The sequence below is a fragment of the Mycoplasmatota bacterium genome, assembly GCA_018394295.1.
In the GTDB taxonomy this organism is placed as follows: domain Bacteria; phylum Bacillota_I; class Bacilli_A; order Haloplasmatales; family Haloplasmataceae; genus JAENYC01.
The window spans coordinates 2,668,575-2,693,938 of the sequence record CP074573.1; the positions used below are offsets into that span (position 1 = coordinate 2,668,575).

Below are 25,364 nucleotides of genomic sequence, written 5' to 3' on the forward strand. Positions count from 1 at the left end.
TTAACTGTACATTTTAAAGTGATCACTTCTGTACATATCTATCTTATCATTTATAGACGAAGGCCATCAAAACTTGATTTCAAAGGAAATTGCCCTATTTGTGGTGCTCCTCATGATTACATCTATGAAAATAATATTAAATCAAAACAGTTACTTTGTAAGGTATGTAGTCATACATTTACCTTGAATAATGATTTTCTTGAAAAGATTATTTTAAAATGTCCTCATTGTTCAAAGAACCTTGAAAGAATTAAAGACCGTAATAGTTATATTATTTATAAATGTAGACATAAGAAATGTTCCTTTTATTTAGATAAATTAAAGAAATTAACACCAGATCAATTAAAACAATTCAAAAAGAAACCAGGTAAATTTAAACTTCATTATATCTATCGTGCTTTCGATATTAACTTTGATTCCCTAGAACGTGACTCTATGTCTAATTTAAATATGAAGGTTGATTTAGCCAATATCAGACATTCTAAGCATACTCTAGGCTTAATCTTAACGTATTACGTTAACTACGGTTTGTCGAGTAGGAAAACTGCAGCTATCATGTATGATATTCACCAAGTTAAGATTTCCCATCAAACCGTGATGAATTATGCAAATAGTGTTTCTACAATGATTCGTCCCTTACTTGAAAATTACCCATATGATTTATCATCTGACCTTTGTGGGGATGAAACATATGTTAGGGTTAAGGGGAAGAAGCATTATATCTTCTTCTTCTCAGATAAAATTAAAAAGATTATTACTTCTTATCAAGTTTTTAGTAAACGTGATACTTTTTCAGCAGTCGTTTCACTATATCAAACATTCAAAAAATACACTGAACTACCTAAGAATTTGAAAGTAGTTGTGGATGGTAATCCTATTTACAACGTTGCATGGTCATACTTTAAAAGCATGAACATAAATTTCGATTTATTTCAAGTTATAGGACTCACTAATAACACGAAAACAGACAAGGATTACCGTCCATTTAAACAAGTAACTGAGCGTTTAAATAGAACTTTCAAAGACGATTATATCCAAATGAACGGATTTGGTAATATCAAGAGCGCTAATGCTTATATGGTCTTGTTTACAACGTTTTTTAACTTTCTAAGACCACATAAATCGTTAGGTTATAACCCACCTGTTAAATTAGAAGAGTTTGAGGATTTACCTCATATGCCAAGCAAATGGCTTTCTCTAATAGATATGAGTTACTCTTATATAAACTAATTTTTAACTAAGGAGTATCTCTATATAAGCGTATTTAAATATGCCTTTTTTATTTGCATATAATGATATAGTAAGATAAAACTGAGTATTGTAATCTAACATACTACAATTCCAGTTTTTTTTATTTTGGGTCATAGAGTTATCATGAGTTTTCATAATTTATTTGACACTACCTAGTAGTTAAATATTAAAATAATTTTTAACCTTCTACCTCAGCTCTATCTTTTCTAACCATTACTAGTATTGTTGAATAAATCACTGACTATTTCATCTTACATACAAACCGTTAGTATGTAAAAATGCAAAAATAAACTTCCTCTTTAGGAAGGTTATTGTATATAATAAATCAATCTATATAGATGTTACATTATGGAAGTCATTAAGTACCTCTATAATATCATCATCAATAACTGGCAATCCTATGCCATCGAGTATTTTTTTTAGAAAATTGACTTTATCAACAAATTGTTTTTTACTTACAACAAATACAGCAGGATTTAACCAAATATTTAATAAAAGCATTAAAACTTCAGACAGTTCTTTTGGATTAGTAATATTGATAGAACCATCTGTCATACCCTCTTCAATTAATTGTTGTAACAAAGGTGCATAATTAGATACTGATTGATTTAGCTGCCTTGATAAAAATTCTGGGTTTTTCATCAGTGTTGGTGATGATTTGTAAAGTTGTTGTTGCTTTTTACTGGATATAGATTCAATAAAAATTTTTTTTATCTTTTGTAATCCATTCAATGGACTATCCTCTTTTATTTTGTTAAATGGATTATGTTCTTGGTACATTCTTACAGTTACAGCATCAATTATTTCTTCTTTTGACTTGAAATGATGATATATAGCTCCTTTACTAAGGTCTCCTAAATTATCTACTATATCTTGAATCGTCGTCTTCTCATAACCTTTTTTTAAAAATAATTCAAGAGAAATATCTAAGATGCGATTTACTGTTACTTCTGGATATTTATTTCTAGACATTTAACCCCTCTTTTCATACATTCGTTCGGTATGTATAATATTAACATTTTATTAAAAACTTGTCAAGAACTCTTTCGGGTATCTATCTATACTGTTTTGAGGGGCATCTTAAACCAACCAGTTATCACAGTTTAATCCCCTACCACACCAGAACATTCATATTTATTATATCTTATTAGAAACCTTCTCAATTATATAACTTAATATACAATATCCCCTATTAGAGTATTCATTTTCTCCTGGATCATTAGCAAGAGGCTTATATTTAAACATATCTATATATTAACCTAATGAATGTTTCTCTTTGATGTAGATTTGATATTCAGGATCATTATATAAAGGAGCTAAAACTGATGTATCGTAATCTTATTACCCTATGGATAATCATCACTTATCTAATGTATCATTCATATCTTGTTTATTTTCTTGGGCTATAGTATGATTGCCAGCACAGTAATTGACTTTGTTATAAACGCTTAATGTCAAGGTAGTTGTCGCATATTTTTAATTTTTTTAAGAAGATTTTGTTTCTTCTTTTTCCAAAATTGATGATTTTTCTGGGTTTAACCAAACAATGTTTTCCACACTCCAATTTCTTATGTTTCTCGACCATCTTTCTGGGTGTTTAAGTTGTGCTTGTTCATAGACTTTAATTCGCTTTTTTAATATTTTATTAGATAAACCGGAATGCCTTTGGTGTGGAGTTAAATATTTTATCCCACTATGAAGATGTTCATAGTTATACCAGTTTATAAACTGTAATGTCCAAGTTCTTGCTTGTTTAATAGTCTCAAAGCCCTTATCTGGGTAACCTGGACAATATTTGAATGTTTTAAATATAGACTCCGCATAAGGGTTATCATTACTTACTCTAGGTCTACTATTTGATGGAGTAATACCTAGTTGATAAAGGGTCTCTAAAAGAGTGGCTCCTTTCATCGGACTTCCATTGTCAGAATGAAGCACTAAAGGTTTTTTATGTAAAAGTATATTTTCTGCTAATACTGCTCTTTTAACTAATTCACTAGCGTGTTGAGCAGATTGTTCAGACCATATTTCCCATCCTACTACTTTTCTACTAAATAAATCTAGGATCAAATATAAATAATAATATATCCCTTTTATTGGTCCTTTTAGATAAGTAATATCCCACATCCATACTTGATTAGGACCTGTGGCATAATGTGTTGATATAGGTCTATTTTGGGGTTTTTTAGTATTTCCTCTATGTTTTAGTTGTTTTTCTTCTCTTAAGATTCTATATATTGTTGATTCAGATGCTAAATATATTCCTTTATCAGCTAGGAGCGGCACAATTTCATTAGGAGATAAGTTTTTATATTCAGGCTGATTTACCACTTTTAAAATTTCTTCTCGTTCTTTTTTAGTTAATCTATTTTTGGGTACTTTTTTTTTACTAATAGGTCTTTGATCTTCATTTGGTGATGAATCACTTCTCCATCGTTGAAGTGTTCGTAAACTAATTCCTATTTCTTCACATGCTTTTTCTTGTCTTGCTCCATTATCTACAGCTTCTCTTATCAGTGATATTGCTTTTTTGCGATCTGTGGCACTGATTAATCTTCCTCGTCTTCCCCCCAAATCGCACTTGCCTTTTTTCTAAGTACAAGAAGGGCTGCTGCTTCTGCAAGTGCTGATTCTTTTCTTTGGAGTTCTTTATTTAATTTCTTAAGTTCTTGATTTTTTTCTCTTAACTGCTTTTGTAGTTCTGTTGCTTGTTTAGCTACACCACCATTAGCCTGCATACATGCATCTCGCCATTCTTTAACTTGATTAACATATAGTCCTTTATTTCTACAATACTTAGATAATTCTACTTCACTTAATGTTGCAGTTTCTAAGACAATATGAAACTTATCTTGTGTACTCCCATTCTTCTGATTTTAAAGGTTGTTCGTTAACAGGGATTCCATTTTCTTTCGCTTTCTTTTTCCAAGTAAAAAGTGTTATTTCTGGTATTCCTGATTCTCTTGATAATTCTTTGACTGATTCATTATGTGGTGGCATCATTCTTTGTATTAATGATAACTTATAATCCTTTGAGTATCTTGCCATAAAGTTGTTCTCCTTACTAAGTTATTAAATTTTATTTCAAGACAACTAGTTGTCTTGAAATAACTTACTATGTCTACTATACTATTTTTAGAGCTCCATGACAACTATTCTAACACAGAGGGTAAACGCTATACTAAATTTTGTATCCAATGTTTCACTATCTATATCACTTACTATATTCTAAAGATCAAATGTTATTATAGTATTTTCATAAGTCATTAAGTGTGTATGATGTGCAATTGGTGCATCATTACTAACAACAGATAATTATAATATATAATGGATTTTATATATTTTACAAATTCAGTTTATTACACCATGCTTTTACTTCTTTATGTCCATTTAAAATAATAACTTGTTTACCTAACTTTTCTGCTTCATTAAATAGTAATTGACGCTCGATTTTCTTCTTTGGATATCCAGATAATACATATTTCACAACTTCCATATTATATTCTTCGTAACATCCCTCGGAAAGTTCCGGACGTGCATCATATTTATGTTTAAAATATCTTCTCAGTCCTCTAAATAAGTATATAAATCGATTTATATTTATATATATTATAGTGTCACAATTTTCGAATCTACCGTCTTTCTTTGATGCACTGAATTTGTTTCCATCAAATATCCATTTATCTTTTTCTGATAACTCCTTAATTATATCAATCTGTTCTTTCTCTGATCGCTCTTGCCAGTTTTCCTTCCAGGTAATACTGTCTCTATGATATACAGAAATATTAAATTTGTTTTCAAGCTTATTTGCTAAGGTAGTTTTCCCAGAACCAGACGAACCAGTTATCCATATCCTTTGCATTACGACCTCCTACAAATATTGACTGTGATTATAATATCAATTATAATTGACATTACTATTTACTTAATTATATCAAAAAGATACTGAGTTAACAGTACCTTTTGTTTATTATAATTATATTTAAACAATAAAATAATTTATTATTAGAGGTTTCTGTTTAATTATGGAATCCTATCTAAAAGTTTATATTTATTCATCTTGCCATAACATATTTGAAATCTTCCAACCACTTCCATCATTTAATAAATGGATTAAGTTTACACCTCTTTTTATAATTTCTTCATGTTCTTTAGACTTTTTCGCTTCATACTTACTATAAACATTAGCTATATTCTTATAAGTTTTAATCTCATAGTTTAATCCATATTCATAAAAATTATGCTCTCTAAGGAAATTTCTAACCTTTAAAATATATTGATTAACATCCATTTGTAATAGTTTACCTATATGGATCCATCGAATTCTGCAAAATAATTAATTCTGTTCCTAAAGAATCTGCTATTTTCTTATTTATCTTTACAAACCATTTACCAAATTCACTTCCAACCATTACCACAGCATATTATATTTTTTATCAGCTGATTTTTTCATATTTTTTCAAGCACTAATATGAGAAAATAAGATCACTTAAATAACTATCATTTGATAGCACTTTAATTTTTTTTATTATCATCTATATATCTAACTTAAAATGTAATTGTCTATATGCTTTTTTTATCATGATATTTAATAATTATTATACTCCAGTCTTCGCAAAAGATAAAATTAATCTATTCCTTTGGCTACTTGGTAATAACAAAAAACTAACTCTGTTTTTATTACTTTCGCTCTTTCTAATATTTTTATAGATAATAGTTTTTGTTCCATTCTTTCAGTTAATAGTCCTATAAACCCAATTGAATAAATTAATAGTTTTACTCCAAGCATCTTCATAAACATTCCCAACAGGTGTAACAATCGTAAATATAATTTTATTCATCCCTTGCTTATATGCAAATTTAACATAATCTTCGTTTAACATATTCTGAGTAAGAAATTATTGCCTATCTTCTAGTTTCAATTAATAATAATTGAAATTATATATTTTTGTATTAACTTTGTTTTGATTTCTTATTTAAAAAATTACTTGATTAAAAAATAGTGTAAATTCGAGATTTTTAATTATATATAATGTATAATTAAACTAATTATAAAAAAGGAGATATTTTATGAAACTAAAAGAATTCAAGTTAGAAGTATTCTTTGGAAAGCATGAGTTTACAGCTCCATATTTACTGACGCAATCTGATTGTGAGGCAATGACAATTAAAGAGCTGCTTACATATGAATCAGATTCGGAAGTAAACTTTCTTAATGAACCACTTGGATATACCGAGGTACAAGGAAATCCTAAACTTCGAAATGCCATATCGAATCTTTATAAAACAATTAACCCTGAAGAAATCCTAGTCCATGTTGGAGCACAAGAACCAATATTTAATTTTATGAATGTTCTTCTACAAAAAGATGATCATGTTATTTGTCAATTTCCTATCTATCAATCATTATTTGAGGTTGCAAATGCAATAGGATGTGAAATATCTAAATGGTCTATTGAACAAGGTGATCATGGTTGGTTATTTGATATTGAAAAATTAGAAGGACTTATAAAACCAAACACAAGACTCTTATGCTTAAATAGTCCCAATAATCCAACTGGATATACGTTGAAAAAAGAAGAAATGTACAAGATTGTAGAAATTGCAAGAAAATATGACATCTTTATTTTTTGTGATGAAGTATATAAAGGGATTGAATTGGATGGAATCAATAGACCATGGTTTGCTGATTGTTATGAAAAAGGGATTTCATTAGGAGGGATGTCAAAAGCTTATGGTTTAGCAGGTCTACGCGTAGGTTGGATTGCTACAAAGGATCATAATTTAATAAAAGAAATGAAAAAGTTCAAACATTATACAAGTATTTGTACTAGTGGACCTTCTGAGTACCTAGCTACAATAGCACTAAAGCATAGTGATAAGATACTTAAAAAAAATAAAAAGATAATTGAAGATAACCTTAAAACTTCAGATATTTTTTTCGAAAAATATTCACACTTATTTGAATACAATCGACCTATGGCTGGACCTGTCGCTTTCCATAAAATCAATATTGATATGCCAATACATGATTTTTGTGAAAGATTAGTTTCTGATCAAGGTGTCCTTTTATTACCCTCTGATATTTACTTATACGATGGTCAATATTTTAGAATGGGATATGGTAGAACTAATTTTAGAGATAGCCTATTAAAGTTTGAAGAATATTTAATTGCTAATAAATATGTTTAAGTTATTTCATCTTGTTTATTAGGTACTACCATACATCTAATTTGCCTTTAAACACATATCCTACTTTTTTGAGTTTGTTACTATTATGTTTACTTATCATTCTACCTCTACTCCTTTTTCCCTTACTAAATATTATTTATAAAAAATACCTATATAGCCAACACTTTTTTGTGTCTACCATATAGGTATAATATCATCTTTCAATCTTTTTTCTATTTTTTATTATATTTCTACATATTCTCTTAGTCAGAATATCATAATTAGTAGACTTATTTGAATAATGTACGTTGAAGATGTTTATAAAATTCGTCTTTTGTTAATGGAGGGCTATAGTAGAAACCCTGAATTAAATTACATCCTATAGATTTAAGATAATTAATTTGTTCTTTACTTTCTGCTCCTTCCATGATTACCTTCAAATTTAACTTATTAGCTATATTTGAAATTACGTGAGCAATCTCTCCATTATCCTTTTCAGGGTAATCCTTTATAAAGCTTCTGTCAATCTTTAGTTTATCTATATGTAGGTTCTTTAAATAACTCAATGATGAAAAACCAGTTCCAAAATCATCTATAGCTACTGTCATACCCAATTCTTTAAATTGGTTTAATTTTTCATTAACAATCCAATGTCATTCATGAAAATACTTTCTGTTATCTCACTTTCAAAGTTTCTAAAATTAATATTATATTTTCTAGCAATTTCATTAAACTTAGGTAATAGCTCCTTATCCTTAAATTGTAAAGGTGAAATATTTATAGATATTCTAAAACCAGAGTTTATTTTCTCTTTTATAGACAAGTAATCTTGAAATATTCTTTCTATTAGCCAATATCCCAATTCAATAATTTGACCTGTTTTTCTGCAAGTGGAATAAATTCACCTGGTGATATAATACCTAACTGTTTATTCCACCTTAATAGTGCCTCAGCACCTACCGTTTTTTCTTTTTCTATCTCTACCTGCGGTTGATAATAAACACTAAGTTCATTATTAGAAATGGCATTTCTTAAAAAGAGATTCATTCTTATGTCTTTTTCAATATTATCTTTTAAAACCGGTTCATAATACTTATATTTTATTTCTTTTACATTTATAACATTTTCTAATGCTATGTATGCATTAATAATAAATTCATATGAGGTAGTTCCATTTTCAGGATACATAGAAATACCTGCTTTTATATCAAAAAATAATTCATTACCTTCTAAATTAATTGGTTTTTTGTTTTGACTAAAAAATTCTTTAAGAAAATGCTCTATTTCTTCTCTATTGGCGTAAGATGCTACTCCTATAACAATATTATTTTTTGTTATTTGAGCTATAAAATCTTCTCCATTAAGCGTAGCTTTTATACGGTCTATAAAATCATCAAGAAAATTCTGATTACTATCTTTCATCTTTATCATAATATTATTATAATTCATAATAGAAAAATAAATAATACTAAATTTTGGGGGATTACTACTAATACTTTTATCTATCAATCCCTTAAGGAGATTTTCATTAGGTAAATTAGTTTCTATATTATAATTCTTTAACTTAGTTGCATTTTTTGTTCTTCTTTAATTTTTGTCAAATCGGTAAATATACCTAAATATTTATCAACTTTACTGTTAGATTTATTTTTCATCACGTATATGAACAGTTTTTTGGGATACAACATACCATCTTTTTTTCTGTCCCACAACTCTCCCTTCCAAATGTAATGCATAAAGTAAACAACTGTTGTTTCTGAACTTAATCCAAATTTTTTTTCATCTAATTGGCTTCCTATAAGCATTTTCAGTAGTGCCTATTCAACAAGTTGTCTTTCTTCAAATTTCATAGCGCAACTCCCTTTAATAGGTTTATTTTATACTCTATAAGATTTCTTTAATAATCAATAAGTATCTTTGTAAAAGTATACTTAATATTGGCTCTTATAATATTTATAAATTCAGTTTATTACACCATGCTCTTACTTCTTTACGTCCATTCAATATAATTACTTCTTTCCCTAACTTTCTAGCTTCATTAAATAGTAATTGTCGCTCATATTTCTTTTTTGGATAGCCAAATAATACATATTTTATTGCTTCCATATTATATTCTTCATAACATCCTTCTGAAAATTCAGGTCTTGTATGATGTCTATGTTTTAAATATCTTCTTACTCCTCTATATAAACATAAAAATCGATTTATATTTATATGTATTATCATGTCACAATTATCAAATCTACCATCATTCTTTGAAGCACTGAATTTATTACCATCAAATATCCATTTATCTTTTTCTGATATCTCTTTTATTATTTCAATCTGTTCTTTCTCTGAACGCTCTTGCCAATTTTCCTTCCAGGTAATTCTGTCTCTATGATATACAGGAATATTTAATTTGTTTCCAAGTTTATTCGCGATAGTAGTTTTCCCTGAACCAGACGAACCTGTTATCCATATCCTATACATTTACGATCTCCTACATATATTATTTTTTTGACTGTGATTTGATACTAATAATAAATGAATTTACTATTTACTTAATTATATCTAAAAAGATACTGAATTAACAGTACCTTTTGTTATTAATATTTCTTTTTAAACAATATAATAATTAGTAATAAAAAGATTAATAATTTCAGTTTAATGGAAACCTCGCTATCTTTACAATATCTAAATAAATTTTTATTCATCTTGCCATAACATATTTGAAATCTTCCAACCACTTCCGTCATTAAATAAATGGATTAAGTTTACACCTCTTTTTATAATTTCTTCATGTTCTTTAGACTTTTTCGCTTCATACATACTATAAACATTAGCTATATTCTTATAAGTTTTAATCTCATAGTTTAATCCATATTCATAAAAATCATGCTCTTTAAGGAAATTGTTAACCTTTAAAATATATTGATTTACATCAATTTGTAATGACAAAACTTCATTTTCTTCATTTATTATTATTGGTTTTATTATTGCGTCTTTTGTAAATAGATTTTTAAAATAAACCCAATCCCGTTTTTCATTAGATTTTCCTGAAATTATCCTGTAAAACTCATTTATAACTTTTGTTATCCTCTGTTTTTCTGACAATTAAATCCCTCCATTTTATAAATTTCACCCTCTGTGTAACCATTTCTGATAATCGTATACTTCAGGTTTCTTATTGTTTTCCCATAAAATTTCTTCTAATATTTATTCATCGAGAAATTCAAGTACATTTTTATTAAATTCATCTGGATTTACTAAATTAGATGGATCCATCGAATTCTGTAAAATAATTAAATCTGTTCCTAAAGAATCTGCTATTTTCTTATTTATCTTTACAAACCATTTACCAAATTCACTTCCAACCATTACCATAGCATTAAATTTATGGTTGTTTAATTCATCTAAAATAGCTATCTGATTAATCGCCTTTCTTGACAAAACCATTTGTTTCAGATCAACCTCTAGGCAGATTTCCTTAAAATATTTTTTAGCTCTATAAGCAAAATCAGCTTTGTAAGTAGACTCCATTCCTTTTGCTAATGCTTTGTTCCCTAAAATTTTAAATAATTTATATCCTATTACCGATGAAAAACCAAGTATTCTTTCAGGGATTGTTTTTAACTCTCCAAAACTATCAGAAATTATTATTTTATCTACTAAATCAGGATAGTTTACAATAAATGATAAAGCTATTACTCCTCCCATACTCACACCGATTATAGATACTTTATGTATATTTAAATGTATTAGTAATTCCTCTATTTGTTTTGTCCAATCAGAGAGTGTTAATTTATTAACCCTTGAAGATTTTCCATGTGCAATCATATCAGGAACAATAATATGATATCCTTTTGAAGCATACAATTCTGTTTGAGGTCTCCACATTTGATTGTCTGCACCTATTCCATGAATTAAAAGTATAGTAGGATCGCATTTTTCCCCATACTCCTCATAATATGTTCTTAAACCCTTTTGATTTTCAAATATCATCTTATTACCTCCAACTTTAGTCTTGCTTTTATCATTAAATTAAGCTTTCGTATGACTTTATTCCTAAAATAAGATTCCATAAATGTAGGGATAATTGATAATATATTATTATCAATTATTATTCACTATTCTATTGCTCAATTCTGATTTCGCCCTTAAAATGAACATTTACTGGGTAGTAATCCTATTTAATAATCATTGGAATATCTACATAAACTAAATCAAGTATTCTGATATTATTTCCCTTTCAATACCCTTTGAGAAACCTTTTTAATTCTAGGCAATGTACCTCCTATAATCTCAGAAAAGTTAAAAAACTACATACTGAATACCAACTTAACTACTTCGCTATAAAATTTAATGTCTGTTACGGACCACACAGTCTAGACCAAGTGGTCTATATAATCTATATTACTACTTCCTTTATTCTTTGTCAACACTTATCTACTTTATGTTTTTGTATATTGTATTTTTTATCAGCTGATTTTGAATAACATCAGCCGCTTTTTTAAAATTTCATATTTTCAAGCAATAATATGAGAAAATAAGCTTACTAAAATAACTATTACCATAATAATAGGTTCATCACCAATAACTTTGTTTATCTCTTTCATATAATTCTGATATAATTTTTCTAAACTTAAATCTTGATTTGAAATTCTTGATAATCTTTCAACTGTATTTATCTTTTTAATTTTTTCATCTAATGCATCAGAGATATTAGATAGTATTGTTGAATGACTCTTAGTGATTCCATAAACCATTTCTATTATAAACTTGGATTCAACCTGCCCTAGACCTACTGAATCTGGTGGTTTTTTATTTCTCTAATTTTTTAACGATATATAAATCATCTATAATATTGATATATATATAAAATTATAACATAATTAAATCGTAATTAAAATTTCTATATGATTAACTCTGAATGTTAATGTGGTGCAGTTAAATGCTTTTTATCTGTATACCGGAATTTTAATTTACCAAATTGGGGGTTCGATTCCCCACAACATCAGGAATGTTGCTATGGTTTAGATCTGACTTTTAATCAGAAATAAAAAAAAAGAATAGAAATTTTAAGTTAATATTTCCATTAATATTTTTATATTAATAAAAAAGTAAATTACCTTGTATAAATTAGGATACCGTAGACATTTTATATTTACCAACACTTATTTATCCTAACGTTTATGTCTATTAATACCAATGGCTAAACCACTTGTGTCCGTAAATATATAATGCTACTTAATAATTTATCCGTTATTTACTTTTGAAATATTCGCTTATTATTTCTATAGGCATTTACCCTCAGGGGATTATCTTATAAAAAGGTAGTGTCAAATAAATTATGAAAACTCATAATAACTCTATGACCCAAAATAAAAAAAACTGGAATTGTAGTATGTTAGATTACAATACTCAGTTTTATCTTACTATATCATTATATGCAAATAAAAAAGGCATATTTAAATACGCTTATATAGAGATACTCCTTAGTTAAAAATTAGTTTATATAAGAGTAACTCATATCTATTAGAGAAAGCCATTTGCTTGGCATATGGGGTAAATCCTCAAACTCTTCTAATTTAACAGGTGGGTTATAACCTAACGATTTATGTGGTCTTAGGAAGTTAAAAAACGTTGTAAATAAGACCATATAAGTGTTAGCACTCTTGATGTTACCAAAGCCGTTCATTTGGATATAATCGTCTTTGAAAGTTCTATTTAACCGCTCAGTTACTTGTTTAAATGGACGATAATCCTTGTCTGTTTCCGTGTTATTAGTGAGTCCTATAACTTGAAATAAATCGAAATTTATGTTCATGCTTTTAAAGTATGATCATGCAGCGTTGTAAATAGGGTTACCATCCACAACTATTTTCAAATTCTTAGGTAGTTCAGTGTATTTTTTGAATGTTTGATATAGTGAAACAACTGCAGAAAAAGTATCACGTTTACTAAAAACTTGATAAGAAGTAATAATCTTTTTAATTTTATCTGAGAAGAAGAAGATATAATGCTTCTTCCCCTTAACCCTAACATATGTTTCATCCCCACAAAGGTCAGATGATAAATCATATGGGTAATTTTCAAGTAAGGGACGAATCATTGTAGAAACACTATTTGCATAATTCATCACGGTTTGATGGGAAATCTTAACTTGGTGAATATCATACATGATAGCTGCAGTTTTCCTACTCGACAAACCGTAGTTAACGTAATACGTTAAGATTAAGCCTAGAGTATGCTTAGAGTGTCTGATATTGGCTAAATCAACCTTCATATTTAAATTAGACATAGAGTCACGTTCTAGTGAATCAAAGTTAATATCGAAAGCACGATAGATATAATGAAGTTTAAATTTACCTGGTTTTTTTTTATATTGTTTTAATTGATCAAATGATAATTTCTTTAATTTATCTAAATAAAAGGAACATTTCTTATGTCTGCATTTATAAATAATATAACTATTACGGTCTTTAATTCTTTCAAGGTTCTTTGAACAATGAGGACATTTTAAAATAATCTTTTCAAGAAAATCATTATTCAAGGTAAATGTATGACTACATACCTTACAAAGTAATTGTTTTGATTTAATATTATTTTCATAGATATATTTATGAGGAGCACCACAAATAGGGCAATTTCCTTTAAAATCAAGTTTTGATGGATTTCTTCTAGAAACAGGTTTTAATTGCTTATTGTGCTTTAAAAAATACTCATTAAGCAATTCTTGATAATCTAGCTTTTCAATCTTTTGAATAATAGGTTCACCATCAACAGTGAACTTCCTAAAAGGTTCATAATAAGTGCCAGATGACTTAGAACTAGGTGTAGAAATAATGTAGGAATCTAGAAAAAGAATAAATTTATAAAGTAGTTTGTTTAAAGACTTTAAAAATACTGAAAGAACTGATATAATTTTAACCATGATAGATACCCCCTGTATGGTTGGTTGTGGTGACTTAATTATATCAGGGGTATCTATCTTTTTGTATATAAAGGGTTAAAAAAATATAACGAGAAACCTCCCAAACACAGGGGGGGAACTCATTATATAATAAAAAATAATATATATATAAGGTTTTGTATAGGGTTTAAGAAAAACTTTTACACTGCCTATAAAAATAAGGGAGTGGGATAATGAAATATATTATCAAAAGTAATGAAGTTGGTTTACTATTTAAGAAACAAGTATTTAAAAAAGTATTAACAGTAGGTGAATATACTTATGTTTTAAAATCCAGAAAAGTTATAATAGTAAATAAGAAAATAGCACTTGAAAATAATGGAATTGAGGTTAAAACATTAGCTAATAATAAAGTGTTACTTAACAAGATTACATCCATTCAAGTTAAAGAAAATGAAGTTGCATTTCACTTCATTGATGGACTTTTCTTTGAATTATTAACGGCAGGTACTTATTCTTTTTTCAACGATACATACGCACACACTTTCACAATTGTTGATACAAAAGATATTTATATTCCGGACTCGATTGATATAAGTGTATTAGAATCACTAATATATCATGATAATTATCGTAAAATAATATGTTCATATGTAGTTGAAGAAGGATTTATTGGAATATTAAAAGTAAACGGTAAGTTTGGAAAATTATTAGGTCCTGGAAAATATTATTTCTTTACGAATATCAATGTTATTAATGTTAAATATATTGATACTAGAAATCAAGTATTACAAATCAGTGGTCAAGAATTACTAACAAAAGATAAAGTAACATTAAGAATGAATTTTGTATTATCATATAAAATTACAGATAGCCTAAAAGCCGCAACCACATTAGATCATTATGAAGAACAACTCTATCTATTTATGCAACTGGCTCTAAGAGAATATGTATCCACAAAGACACTTGATGAATTATTAGCTGAAAAACATGAAATAGGCAAAATTATTTTAGATACAGTTAAACCAAAAGAAAATGACTTTGGAGCTATATTTATGGAAGCTGGTCTTAAAGATATTATTTTACCTGGAGAAATAAAAGATATCCTTAATACAATACTACTCGCTGAAAAGAAAGCTCAAGCCAATGTGATTACTAGACGTGAAGAAACAGCATCAACACGAAGCCTATTAAATACCGCAAAAATTATGGACGAAAATGAAACACTATATAAACTAAAAGAATTAGAATATCTAGAAAGAATATGTGATAAAGTCGGGAATATCTCATTTTCTTCAAGTGGTGGAATTATAGAACAATTAAATGAACTGATTAAAGTTTCTAAAAAATAAAATATTTACTTATGATTAACTAATATTATCAAAAAGGTACTGTATTAACAGTACCTTTTGATATTCATATCTAATTTTCCTAATACATAACATAAATTGAAAAGATGATTAATATCTTGATATCTTTTTTTCTAGATCATTATATATTAGAGTATTCAAACTTTTCTACTGGTTCATTAGTAAGAGGCTTATATTTAAACTTATCTATATATTCACCTAACAAAACATTATTTATTAAATATATTAGAATTAAATGGAAATATTTCAGAAATTTCTTCTTTTGAAAGGTAAATATTAATCATTTCAATATCAAATTTCATATAATTACAACCTATAGTTGTTTTAGAAGCAAGAATATTATCTATAGGTTGTCCGAACATTATCCAGAAATCAGAAATACTTTTGAAAAAATCCTCTGCTTTTTTTTGATTAAATTCTTCACTTAATTCTATTGTGACTTCAATTAAAAAACTGTTATCAAATTTATAATATTTTTCTATCTTTTCATATTTTAATAATTTTATGTAATATTGAATATCAACTATCATATTTTTAAATATGTTTTTTGCTTCATATTCATTCTTTGAATAAGTGAACATCCTAATATACATTATTTCCTCCATTTACCTATGTGTAATATATCCATCTAAAGATACATTTATATGGGATCCATCTCATGATGCTCATCCAAGTTGATTCAAACCAGTTTTAGATAATTGTACATTCCACTCAAGAGGTTGTCCAGGAATTCTGAAAGGTCCTTTTTACCATGCATTACCAAACCTATCAACATAACCGATACCTTGCTTAGTCAATGGTTCATTTTTGTTCTTTCTCTCTTGGGAGGAACATATCTAAATTTTCCTTTAATTGATAAAAATTTTATACATTTGAGAAATATAAAATCTTATAAACTTTATAAACATTTATTCATTAGACAATAAAATCTTATCATTAACTTTTCTATAATAAATAAAGTCCCAAGTCTTAAATGATACAGACTCTACATTACTATCATAGTTAATAAGTGCTAAAAAACCAATTTCAATTTTTCCACTACTGTCTTCAAAAAGTTCTTTCGGTAGATTTATTTTAATAGAGTATTTATAGTTGATTTTATAACTGGAATTATTAATTATCAATTTATCAAATTTGAAAGTGTCATTTTGAAAATCATCTATTTCAGTTAATATTACTTTTTCATTTAAATTTTTATTTTGGGCATATATTTGTATTTTTTCAATTCTAAAAATACTTGTCGAAATTGCAATCTCACTTATTCCAATAAAAAAATTAAGTTCAACTTCATCAATTTGAAATTCATTAACACTACTACTATAACCACAAAAGTTGCTTTGACTTGGTTTATCAGATACATTTTTATAAATAAATCCTGACTCCAATGGTTCATTATTATTTTTATCACAACCTGATAAAATTGATATAATAATAATAATAATTAATATTATTAATGAATTTTTCATCCTTAATAACTCCTCCTATTAACGTAGAAATCTCGCTTTTACCAAAATTTTTCACTTCTTGTATCATTCTTTCAATGATATTTTCAAAGTACACATCCCCCTGTTTTCCACATATTTGTTGTAACATTAGTATCATTACCATTTCTATTAAATAACACAAACACCTTTATAAAGACTCAGCTTTAGTATATATTCTCTTAATTTCTTCTTTAGAAATCATCTTAGAAAGAATATAAGCAATAATAATTATTCCTAGTATATCCACCAATAACCTAGTTACAGCAAATTTTGCTCCTAAAGAGGATAATTCAAATAAAAACATAGGAATCTTTGTTGTCGACCATGCACCTATAAATATAAGTACATTACTAAATTTCACACCTTTTTTCATAAACACTGCGGCTACAGGAAATGCTCCATATAATGGACCAGCAGCAGCTGAACCTATAAGAAATGCTAAAACAATACCTTTAACTCCTGATTCTTCACCCATGTATTTAATCATTGTCTCCCTAGGAATCCATATATCTAAAAGCCCTAGTAAGACAAATACTGGCGGAATTACCAAAGCCATCTCTTTAAATGAGTATCCTGTAACATTTATTGCCTTTAAACCAATCTCTCTATTTATAAAAAATACTAAACCTAAAGCTACTAAAGTTACTATAAAGAATCTATATCTTTTCACTATATTCATAAACATGTCGCCACCATTCCTATAATATATGCTACTATAAACGAAAATAGAAAAGCTAATATATTTCTTGCTATGGTAAGTCGCTTACCGAAATATTTAACTTCAACAGGTGCTGTTACAACTCCTACCATCATCAATGTTGATACAAAAGCACCAATTTGCATGTAACCTGCTCCATTTTCAAGTAACAGTGCTGCTGTAGGAAAAGCCACAAATCCTGGAATAAGTGTTATAGCGCCAACAACTGCAGAAATTAATACACCATACCATCCTGACTCAGAACCTATAATTTTTGAAATAAATTCTGCATCAAATATGGCAAGTAAAATTCCAACAAGCACAATAACTCCTAAAAACTGTGGTAATATATTTTCAAATGCTTTCCAAGCTTTTTTCAAAGCTTTTTTTGTCTTTCTCTTATCTTTATAATAAGACAATCCCAAAAGAAATAGTGTGATAATATAAAAAGTTATATTCAATTCCATCACTTCCTCTAATATGTAGTATTCTAACTCAAAAATAGTGTAAACAAATATCTGACAAAAGCACATATTTCTTAGATCTATCTATAATTAATCTTCTATTACATATACATATCCTATTTTCAAAAAACCTTCTTTTTCACCTACATCAACTACATCGCCAATAGTAAGGCTATTATAATATTCCTCTGAGATATCTAACTCAATTGTCTTACCATTTGAGACAATCACTTTTATTAAATATTTATCTGGTGACTTTGAACTTTCAGAAACTCGCTTATCAATAATTTCAGTTTGTATTATTTTTGATTCAGATGAATCAAAAATATAATTTGTTTGAACTACAACTGAAGGAGAAAAGAACAAAGCAGCAAATATAATTACAAAAATAGCTGATTTTTTATTTTTATATTCATTTGTAAAAATAAAAAAGACTAGTAAAATAATTGAAAAAATCAAAATACTAAAAACTAAAAACGTTTTATAAGACATTAAATCAAAATCAAGAAGTGAACGTAACCCTAAACTAATACAAGGAAACATTAAAACAAAAATAATATTTATCTTATCCTTAGTAAAAGTTTTATGATTACTATCATCCTCTATAGATATAATATCATTGTACATTACATAAAGTACAAAACTTGATATAAATACTAACATGCACAGTATTGATAATATTTTATAACTAAATGGTAAAAATAGAAAAATAGCTGAAACAAGAATAGAAATAAATGTTAAAATTATAAATATTAGCTTTAAATTGCTTATTGATTTTTGATTATGTTTACCCTTTTTAATAACAGGAGTATTAACCTGTTCCTTTGATTTGATATCAATATTAATTCCTTGAAAAAATGCTTTTACACTTTTTTTCGATATGATTTCTAATAATTTAAATTTCTTTTTTTTCTTATAATCATGATATATAATAATTGAACCACTATTGTCATAAGATAAGTTTTTTACTTTATCTACCTTATATTTTATTGAACTAATATCATTCTTTTTTATTATGTAATCTTTTTTATTACTTATATATTTTTTTTCATCTGAGAAATCTGTTTTTAATAAATCAAAATCTATACCTATTAATTCACTACCGACATGGATAAAGTAAAATTCATTATATCCTTTAATACACTGATAGAATTTACCACTTGAACTTTGTAAAAGTAATGATTGATTACTATAATCAATGGAAGATAGAAACTCTTCATTTATATCTTGTAATACTTCATCTAACTCTTCTTGTTCTTTTATAGCCTTAGCAATTTTTTTATTCTTAGGAAATTTTGAGTTCTTTTCTCGGTCATATAAATACTCTTTTACTACTGGAATTCCCATGAAAACTATTGCACATAAAACAATTAAAACTCCACTCCAAAAACGTGGTAATTCCTTCACTAGAACCATAAAAGTTACCATGCCAAAACCTAGCTTAACACCAATAAAAAACGATGGTTTACCACCAAATATATATAATAAACTCCCCAAAAATAATGCCATAGATAATGCTATTATTATATTGTTAATCCATCCAGGTTTTATATCAAACATATTTACATAGAAAACAATGAAACCAATAACTACTAAAATTCCTGTAATACCTATTATAACTTGTTGTGCGAATGATTTTTTCATATCTATTCCTCCCATATCTAATTCATATACATTTCATTATACCAAAAAAGCGCCTTTCTTTCAGCGCTTTATCCACTTTTTACCATTTATTTCGACACTCTATTTTTTTGATTTCTATTACAACTTACTTATAATCACCCTTCCTTTAATTACATAAACATGCTTGTATTAAACAATATATTAGTGAGTATAATCAATAATCTTAATTGATTCTCCTATTTTTTTTTCGATTGCAGCTTTCATTTGATCTGCATGTGGACAGGCAAAGCCAATAGGATTGCCTTTAGTAATACAGGAAGCCAGAACAATAGTATCTGCTCCTCGTTTAACCATCTCAGCAGCTCTCATCACCGCTTTTTTGCTTGGGCAGCCACCACAGGTATTCACTCCAATTACTTCGATATCTTCATCGATACCTTCAAAGGCTAACTTTTTTTTGTTCATCACTTTAAAACAAGAAGTTGTCGGACACATATCCTCTGTCTGCATACATCTGATTAATCCTACCTTCATAAACATTACCTCTCTCTATCATTTATTATTTTATTGATTTTATCATGTCAATTTGCTTTTCTATCTGTTCCACCATAGCCTCTCTCATGATGATGCAGGCTTGAAGAGTTTTAGGATTAGCAAGCGTGTAATACATCTTTCTGCCCTCACGTCTTACCTCGACAACGCCTTTTTCTCGCATCACAGCTAAATGTTGGGAAATATTAGGAATCTTAATCTGCATTTCTGAAGCAATCTCATCTACACACATTTCTTTTTCTCCTAATAGAAAAAGAATTTCTATCCTCTTTGGATTAGCCATGAATTTACAATAATCTGCGTGGAGTTTATAAAGTTCTTTCTGATTTATCATTTTTAAATTTCTCCTTTAATTATTTTCGAAAATATGCAAATAAAGACTATAGAAATAATATCACTCTTCAAATAAACTGTCAAACTTTAATCGTTGTTATTTTTTTCCAAATTATATAAAAATATTATCAATTAGAATCATAAAAAAATAGGTTCTCTTGTCTTGAAATCTGTGACTTTTACTTTGACGAATTTAGAGTTACTATGGATTAGATGGTAAATATTTATTTAATAATATTAACAAAATACTAAAATTCCGCTTCAAATCTCTTAAAGCGGAATTTTTTATCTCCATAATAATTAAATTTTTATATCAGCATTTTTATATTTTATATGTAAACACTATATCATCGTTATTCTTTGCTATTCCTTCCATTGTTTCATATAATGCTACAGCAGGTAAATTAGATTTCTCTGTTATAAGGAATATCCTAAATACATTTCTATTTTTACATATTTCTTTTAAAGAATCCATTAACTTTTTTCCAATTCCTTTTTTTCTGTAATCAGGTAATACTTCAATTTCATGCATGTACATCATATTATTTTTTCCATCAAATCTTTGTAATTCATATCCAAGAACAAAGCCAGCAATTTTATCTTCAACATAGTAGATTATCAAATGATTTTTATCATTTGATAAAAATTGAATAATCTTTTTTTCATCTGACTCAAGGCAATGAAAAATTTTTGATACATCATTAGCAATCTGTATATCATCTTTGTTTAACTTATAAATACCCATTTGTTATCTCCTCCCTAATTATGAACTTAAATCTATATTTTAATAAAAAACTTATCTATATCTTAGCAGATATTATACCCTTATGCAATAATCATAAATATATTTACAAAAATAGTTGATTTTTCATTTTTATATTCATTTGTGAAAAAATCAATACACTATAAACTATTAAAATTTTAATAAAACAAGAAGAGAGCGTAAAATAACTGTAAGACCTATTATTACTTGATTTACGAATGACCTTTTCCTCCCATAACTAATCATATATTTTACAATATACCAAAAAGCGCCTTTCTACCAGCACTTTTTTCATTTTTTACTATTAACTACAATTACATGATTTTTTCACAGCTAGACAATAATTCACATTTTCAAAAGCAAATATTTGCTTATGTTTATTTATGTTATTGTATGTTTCAAAGTAACGTTTATTTATATCTTCTGGAGTCAAATGGTCATATATTAGAAATCCACAATCAGATAAAATATTTTCCATTTCATTATAGCTATAAGCTGCTAACATTTTCTCTCCACTGAAATTAGCCATTGCAACCTGTTTTTGGACTCGTAAACTTGCCTTTTCAGTAAAAGTATTTTCATCTGGATAGTCAAAAACTATGCTACTCCCATCTGGAAATAGGTTGTATAATTTTTTTATAAGTTTTTTAAAATTATCTACAGTTAGGTAATACACCAGACCTAATAAAGTACAGTAAGTAATTTCTGAACCATTGAAGTTGCCACAGTTTGTAAGTGCCTTTTCCCAACTTTCATTGGTTAAGTCTGTTGATATTAAACTAAGATTCTTAGGTAATTCCCAATTTAGGTCTGTAATTCTTTTCATCTTAAAATTTTGTGTATTAGGAAGATCAAGTTCAAATATAGTCAAGTGTTTTACGTAATTAGGTTGCCTGAAAGCAAAAGTGTCCATTCCAGCTCCTAATATAACATATTGACTTGCTCCTATTCTTATCGCATTTTCTAACATCTCTTCTGCAAAGGCTGCTCTTCCTAAAGGGGTAGGAGATAGTTGATTGTTAACAATCCACTCCAAAGCTTCACTATCATTTCCATTAAAGGATGGATTAAAAAAGTTAATGCCTTTTCTCATATTTTCACTAATACTCTCATATTCCTCAGCTTTTAAAAATTCTGTAGCTAAACTATCACTGAAAACTCTATAATCATTATTCTTTGTATGATAGGCCCTACTAAAAGAACTCACCAATGCTGTCATACTATGTTTATTTTCTTTCATTATATCCTCTCCTCTAAAATTGAATTAATTATTTGAATGTATCCATAATTTAAAAATTCTTCTTTTGTGGTATTAGTATCTTTTTCTATAAACTGCCCTTTATTATTTATTAAACTAAGTAATGACGCAATATTTGACCACATAATATATACTGTTTCTTTTGTTTTAATATCAACTCTAAAAACCCCTTGTTTCTTACCAGTTTCTATATATGCTTCAAGTAAATCATTAATTTCCTTGCCAACAGCAAAAATTTTTTTGACAGTTGTTGATACTGTATCAATATCAATGTTTTTGTTTTGCATCTGATCCACCATCTTAAAAGAAAACGGTGAATTTAAATAGTAACTTTCCATAGCCTTACATATTAATTTATACTGTCCAAGATAATTATTACTAGATTCTAGGGCTACGGTAACATTTCTTAACAATTCTTCAAGTCCCTGCAAAACAATATAGTTCAAAATCTCCTCCTTACTATTAAAATATGAGTAAATCGTCCTCCTACTATATTCTGATAGTCTAGAAATATCATTAATTGTTGTATTGATGAAACCTTGTTCTTTAAATAATTCTTCTGCACTACATAATATGTTTTTTCTATGTAATTCCGCAATAATTTTATTCTTATTTTCTCTACCCATAACGACCCTCCTTTTAGTATATCATTAGTATACTAAATATACTATCAGTATACTTATTAGTTGTCAATATATATTTATTAAAAATGATAATGTTTTAATTAAAACAAAAAACCAATTGAAGTAATTAAAACAAATAAATTACTTCAATTGGCTCTCATATTTTTGTATCCTATTCAACCTCCACTTTATTGTCTTAGTTATAGGAAACTTTAATTTAAAATCCTTACTTAACAAATATAAATTGAACTTATTTATCAATTTAAATATTATAATTGTACGACAAAGCCTTTCGTATACCCATCTATATCAGAATCAATAAAGATTTTTCCGCCATGTTTCTCTACTATTTTTTTTGTTATGGCTAATCCCAATCCACTTCCGCCTTTGCTATTTCTTGATTCATCACCACATATAAAGGGATTAAAAATGTCTTCCTTCATCTCATCGCTAATATTTTCTCCATTATCTGCCACTATTATTTTAATCTCGTTATCTTCTTCTAAACGAACTTTCACTTTACTTCCAGATTTATTATGTCGATATGCATTTATAAGTAGATTTGAAATAGCTCTAGAAAACTGCACATGATCAAGATTTCTTTTGATAGTTCTTTCGGGTATTTCTATATTTATCTCGATATTCTTTTCTTCAAATTCATTATAATGAAGGGCTATTACTTCTTTAATAAGCCTTCCAACATCCTGGTCTTTTAGCTTCATTTCATAATCTAGTCCATCAAGTTTAGTATATTGAAACATTAAATCTAATAATTCATTTACCTTTATAGACTTTCCATAAATTGAATTTAATAGTTCCTTTTTTTCTGTTTCATCGGTTACTTCATCATCGTATAATGCCTTCGAAAATCCCATTATAGTTGTAATAGGGGTCTTTAAATCATGAGTAATATTAGCAAACAACATACTTCTTTCTTGGTTATATTTTGTATTTTCTTTTTCGATTTTCTTACTAACTAGGCGAACAAATATAACTACACCAAAAACAAAAATTAAGATACTTGCAATTAAATATAAAATTAAAGCTAGTTCCATTATTCGTTCATCTGTAATATCTACTGTGACAGTATCGAATACACTATCTATTATAGAGTTCAAAAATGCCATAGTAACCGTAATTATAATAAATATTCTAATTAAGTATTTTTTTAATGTCTTCATACTATTTCTCCAATCTATACCCTAAACCTCGAATTGTTTTAATTTCTTCTTCACCAACTTTATTTCTCAACTTACTGATACATACTCGTATGGTATTATCATCAACTACATATTCTTCTCCCCATCCAGAATCAAATATTTGCTCTTTAGTAAATACTCTTCCTGGTGACTCCATAAACAACTTTAACACTTTGTATTCAACAGAAGTCAAGTCTATTTTTTTATCATCTTTATATAATACGCATTGACTTGTATCAAGAATTAAATCCCTAACTTTAATTTCTGTGATATTATCTGTTTTCAACTGATTTAGGTTATAGAAACGTCTTAAATTTGCCTTTACTCTTGCAGCCACTTCCATTGGATCAAAGGGTTTTGTTATATAGTCATCTGCACCGAGCTCTAAACCAAATATTTTATCAGCTGTTTCAACTTTTGCTGAAATAATCATAATAGGAATATTATTTGATACTCTTATTTTTTTTATTAATTCAAATCCATTTAATTTAGGCATCATAATATCTACAATAGCTAAATCAATCTCATTTTCTTCTAGTACACCTATAGCTGCTTCCCCATCATTAGCCTCATATATTTTGATATCATCTTTTTCAAGATATAACCGCAAAAGTTTTATTATATCACTTTCATCATCTGCGATTAGAATTTTGTACATTATGTAACCTCCTTAAAATACTA

Annotated in this window: 30 protein-coding genes and 1 pseudogene; 3 read left to right on the top strand and 28 right to left on the bottom strand. The window is 27.5% G+C overall.

The features are described 5' to 3' along the window. The first annotated feature begins 18 nt into the window (after window positions 1-18). On the top strand, window positions 19-1,230 hold the full coding sequence (locus KHQ81_12445) for a DDE-type integrase/transposase/recombinase (GenBank protein ID QVK17647.1): 1,212 nt from the start codon (window positions 19-21) through the stop codon (window positions 1,228-1,230). Window positions 1,231-1,581: 351 nt separating this feature from the next. Here the strand turns inward: KHQ81_12445 and KHQ81_12450 are convergent, their stop codons facing one another. The 7 genes from KHQ81_12450 to KHQ81_12480 form a co-directional block, all read right to left on the bottom strand. Next, a complete protein-coding gene (locus KHQ81_12450) occupies window positions 1,582-2,223 on the bottom strand; it encodes a TetR/AcrR family transcriptional regulator (protein QVK17648.1) in 642 nt (213 codons plus the stop codon). A 513-nt stretch (window positions 2,224-2,736) separates the two neighbouring features. Beyond that, window positions 2,737-3,825: an IS3 family transposase gene (locus tag KHQ81_12455; protein QVK17649.1), complete on the bottom strand. Its 1,089-nt coding sequence runs from the start codon at window positions 3,823-3,825 to the stop codon at window positions 2,737-2,739. After that, window positions 3,801-4,091 (bottom strand): transposase, encoded by a 291-nt coding sequence (locus KHQ81_12460; GenBank protein QVK19635.1) that lies wholly within the window; start codon window positions 4,089-4,091, stop codon window positions 3,801-3,803. Before KHQ81_12460 ends, KHQ81_12455 begins: the two co-directional genes overlap by 25 nt. Window positions 4,092-4,098: 7 nt before the next feature. Further along, entirely contained in the window at window positions 4,099-4,299 is a 201-nt protein-coding gene (locus KHQ81_12465) for a transposase (GenBank protein QVK17650.1), read from the bottom strand. Between the two features lie 295 nt (window positions 4,300-4,594). After that, on the bottom strand, window positions 4,595-5,113 hold the full coding sequence (locus KHQ81_12470; protein ID QVK17651.1) for an AAA family ATPase: 519 nt from the start codon (window positions 5,111-5,113) through the stop codon (window positions 4,595-4,597). 189 nt (window positions 5,114-5,302) lie between these two features. Beyond that, window positions 5,303-5,542: a hypothetical protein gene (locus tag KHQ81_12475; protein QVK17652.1), complete on the bottom strand. Its 240-nt coding sequence runs from the start codon at window positions 5,540-5,542 to the stop codon at window positions 5,303-5,305. A 336-nt stretch (window positions 5,543-5,878) separates the two neighbouring features. Beyond that, window positions 5,879-6,046: a hypothetical protein gene (locus tag KHQ81_12480; GenBank protein QVK17653.1), complete on the bottom strand. Its 168-nt coding sequence runs from the start codon at window positions 6,044-6,046 to the stop codon at window positions 5,879-5,881. Window positions 6,047-6,321: 275 nt separating this feature from the next. Here KHQ81_12480 and KHQ81_12485 point away from each other — a divergent pair, with 275 nt between their 5' ends. Beyond that, a complete protein-coding gene (locus KHQ81_12485) occupies window positions 6,322-7,443 on the top strand; it encodes an aminotransferase class I/II-fold pyridoxal phosphate-dependent enzyme (GenBank protein ID QVK17654.1) in 1,122 nt (373 codons plus the stop codon). A gap of 269 nt (window positions 7,444-7,712) precedes the next feature. On the opposite strand, the gene KHQ81_12490 is transcribed toward KHQ81_12485, so the two are convergent. The 9 genes and pseudogenes from KHQ81_12490 to KHQ81_12530 form a co-directional block, all read right to left on the bottom strand. After that, the gene (locus KHQ81_12490; GenBank protein QVK17655.1) at window positions 7,713-8,030 is read right to left on the bottom strand and encodes an EAL domain-containing protein; all 318 of its coding nucleotides are present in this window, start codon (window positions 8,028-8,030) and stop codon (window positions 7,713-7,715) included. Between the two features lie 20 nt (window positions 8,031-8,050). Beyond that, the gene (locus tag KHQ81_12495; protein QVK17656.1) at window positions 8,051-8,284 is read right to left on the bottom strand and encodes an EAL domain-containing protein; all 234 of its coding nucleotides are present in this window, start codon (window positions 8,282-8,284) and stop codon (window positions 8,051-8,053) included. Then, window positions 8,269-8,931 (bottom strand): EAL domain-containing protein, encoded by a 663-nt coding sequence (locus KHQ81_12500; GenBank protein ID QVK17657.1) that lies wholly within the window; start codon window positions 8,929-8,931, stop codon window positions 8,269-8,271. Before KHQ81_12500 ends, KHQ81_12495 begins: the two co-directional genes overlap by 16 nt. A 50-nt stretch (window positions 8,932-8,981) precedes the next feature. Continuing rightward, window positions 8,982-9,227, bottom strand: a complete 246-nt coding sequence (locus KHQ81_12505; GenBank protein QVK17658.1) for a hypothetical protein — start codon at window positions 9,225-9,227, stop codon at window positions 8,982-8,984. Between the two features lie 148 nt (window positions 9,228-9,375). After that, window positions 9,376-9,894 (bottom strand): AAA family ATPase, encoded by a 519-nt coding sequence (locus KHQ81_12510; GenBank protein ID QVK17659.1) that lies wholly within the window; start codon window positions 9,892-9,894, stop codon window positions 9,376-9,378. 216 nt (window positions 9,895-10,110) lie between these two features. After that, the gene (locus KHQ81_12515; protein ID QVK17660.1) at window positions 10,111-10,518 is read right to left on the bottom strand and encodes a hypothetical protein; all 408 of its coding nucleotides are present in this window, start codon (window positions 10,516-10,518) and stop codon (window positions 10,111-10,113) included. 102 nt (window positions 10,519-10,620) lie between these two features. Next, window positions 10,621-11,406 carry an alpha/beta hydrolase gene (locus tag KHQ81_12520; GenBank protein ID QVK17661.1) on the bottom strand — a complete coding sequence of 262 codons (786 nt, stop codon included), beginning with the start codon at window positions 11,404-11,406 and terminating at the stop codon, window positions 10,621-10,623. A gap of 524 nt (window positions 11,407-11,930) precedes the next feature. Further along, on the bottom strand, window positions 11,931-12,170 hold the full coding sequence (locus KHQ81_12525; protein ID QVK17662.1) for a hypothetical protein: 240 nt from the start codon (window positions 12,168-12,170) through the stop codon (window positions 11,931-11,933). A 740-nt stretch (window positions 12,171-12,910) separates the two neighbouring features. Next, window positions 12,911-13,585, bottom strand: a pseudogene (locus tag KHQ81_12530) (DDE-type integrase/transposase/recombinase). Between the two features lie 965 nt (window positions 13,586-14,550). Between KHQ81_12530 and KHQ81_12535 the strand changes: the two are divergent. Beyond that, complete coding sequence (locus KHQ81_12535) at window positions 14,551-15,669, top strand: slipin family protein (protein QVK17663.1); 1,119 nt, start codon at window positions 14,551-14,553, stop codon at window positions 15,667-15,669. Between the two features lie 227 nt (window positions 15,670-15,896). On the opposite strand, the gene KHQ81_12540 is transcribed toward KHQ81_12535, so the two are convergent. From KHQ81_12540 to KHQ81_12595, 12 genes are all read right to left on the bottom strand, one after another. Further along, window positions 15,897-16,280 carry a hypothetical protein gene (locus KHQ81_12540; GenBank protein ID QVK17664.1) on the bottom strand — a complete coding sequence of 128 codons (384 nt, stop codon included), beginning with the start codon at window positions 16,278-16,280 and terminating at the stop codon, window positions 15,897-15,899. A 315-nt stretch (window positions 16,281-16,595) separates the two neighbouring features. Then, window positions 16,596-17,153, bottom strand: a complete 558-nt coding sequence (locus KHQ81_12545) for a hypothetical protein (GenBank protein ID QVK17665.1) — start codon at window positions 17,151-17,153, stop codon at window positions 16,596-16,598. Between the two features lie 166 nt (window positions 17,154-17,319). Further along, window positions 17,320-17,850, bottom strand: a complete 531-nt coding sequence (locus KHQ81_12550; GenBank protein ID QVK17666.1) for a permease — start codon at window positions 17,848-17,850, stop codon at window positions 17,320-17,322. Then, window positions 17,847-18,335, bottom strand: a complete 489-nt coding sequence (locus KHQ81_12555) for a permease (protein QVK17667.1) — start codon at window positions 18,333-18,335, stop codon at window positions 17,847-17,849. Before KHQ81_12555 ends, KHQ81_12550 begins: the two co-directional genes overlap by 4 nt. Before the next feature lie 87 nt (window positions 18,336-18,422). Further along, window positions 18,423-19,976, bottom strand: a complete 1,554-nt coding sequence (locus tag KHQ81_12560) for a hypothetical protein (protein ID QVK17668.1) — start codon at window positions 19,974-19,976, stop codon at window positions 18,423-18,425. A gap of 180 nt (window positions 19,977-20,156) precedes the next feature. Next, on the bottom strand, window positions 20,157-20,489 hold the full coding sequence (locus KHQ81_12565; GenBank protein ID QVK17669.1) for a CGGC domain-containing protein: 333 nt from the start codon (window positions 20,487-20,489) through the stop codon (window positions 20,157-20,159). Between the two features lie 25 nt (window positions 20,490-20,514). Then, entirely contained in the window at window positions 20,515-20,838 is a 324-nt protein-coding gene (locus KHQ81_12570; protein ID QVK19636.1) for a winged helix-turn-helix transcriptional regulator, read from the bottom strand. Between the two features lie 324 nt (window positions 20,839-21,162). After that, window positions 21,163-21,585 carry a GNAT family N-acetyltransferase gene (locus KHQ81_12575; protein ID QVK17670.1) on the bottom strand — a complete coding sequence of 141 codons (423 nt, stop codon included), beginning with the start codon at window positions 21,583-21,585 and terminating at the stop codon, window positions 21,163-21,165. A gap of 322 nt (window positions 21,586-21,907) precedes the next feature. Next, entirely contained in the window at window positions 21,908-22,843 is a 936-nt protein-coding gene (locus KHQ81_12580) for a class I SAM-dependent methyltransferase (protein ID QVK17671.1), read from the bottom strand. Then, window positions 22,843-23,487, bottom strand: coding sequence for a TetR/AcrR family transcriptional regulator (locus tag KHQ81_12585; protein ID QVK17672.1), 645 nt, complete (start codon window positions 23,485-23,487; stop codon window positions 22,843-22,845). Before KHQ81_12585 ends, KHQ81_12580 begins: the two co-directional genes overlap by 1 nt. Window positions 23,488-23,753: 266 nt before the next feature. Next, a complete protein-coding gene (locus KHQ81_12590; GenBank protein QVK17673.1) occupies window positions 23,754-24,665 on the bottom strand; it encodes a HAMP domain-containing histidine kinase in 912 nt (303 codons plus the stop codon). Between the two features lies 1 nt (window position 24,666). Beyond that, the gene (locus KHQ81_12595) at window positions 24,667-25,344 is read right to left on the bottom strand and encodes a response regulator transcription factor (GenBank protein QVK19637.1); all 678 of its coding nucleotides are present in this window, start codon (window positions 25,342-25,344) and stop codon (window positions 24,667-24,669) included. Window positions 25,345-25,364: the final 20 nt, after the last annotated feature.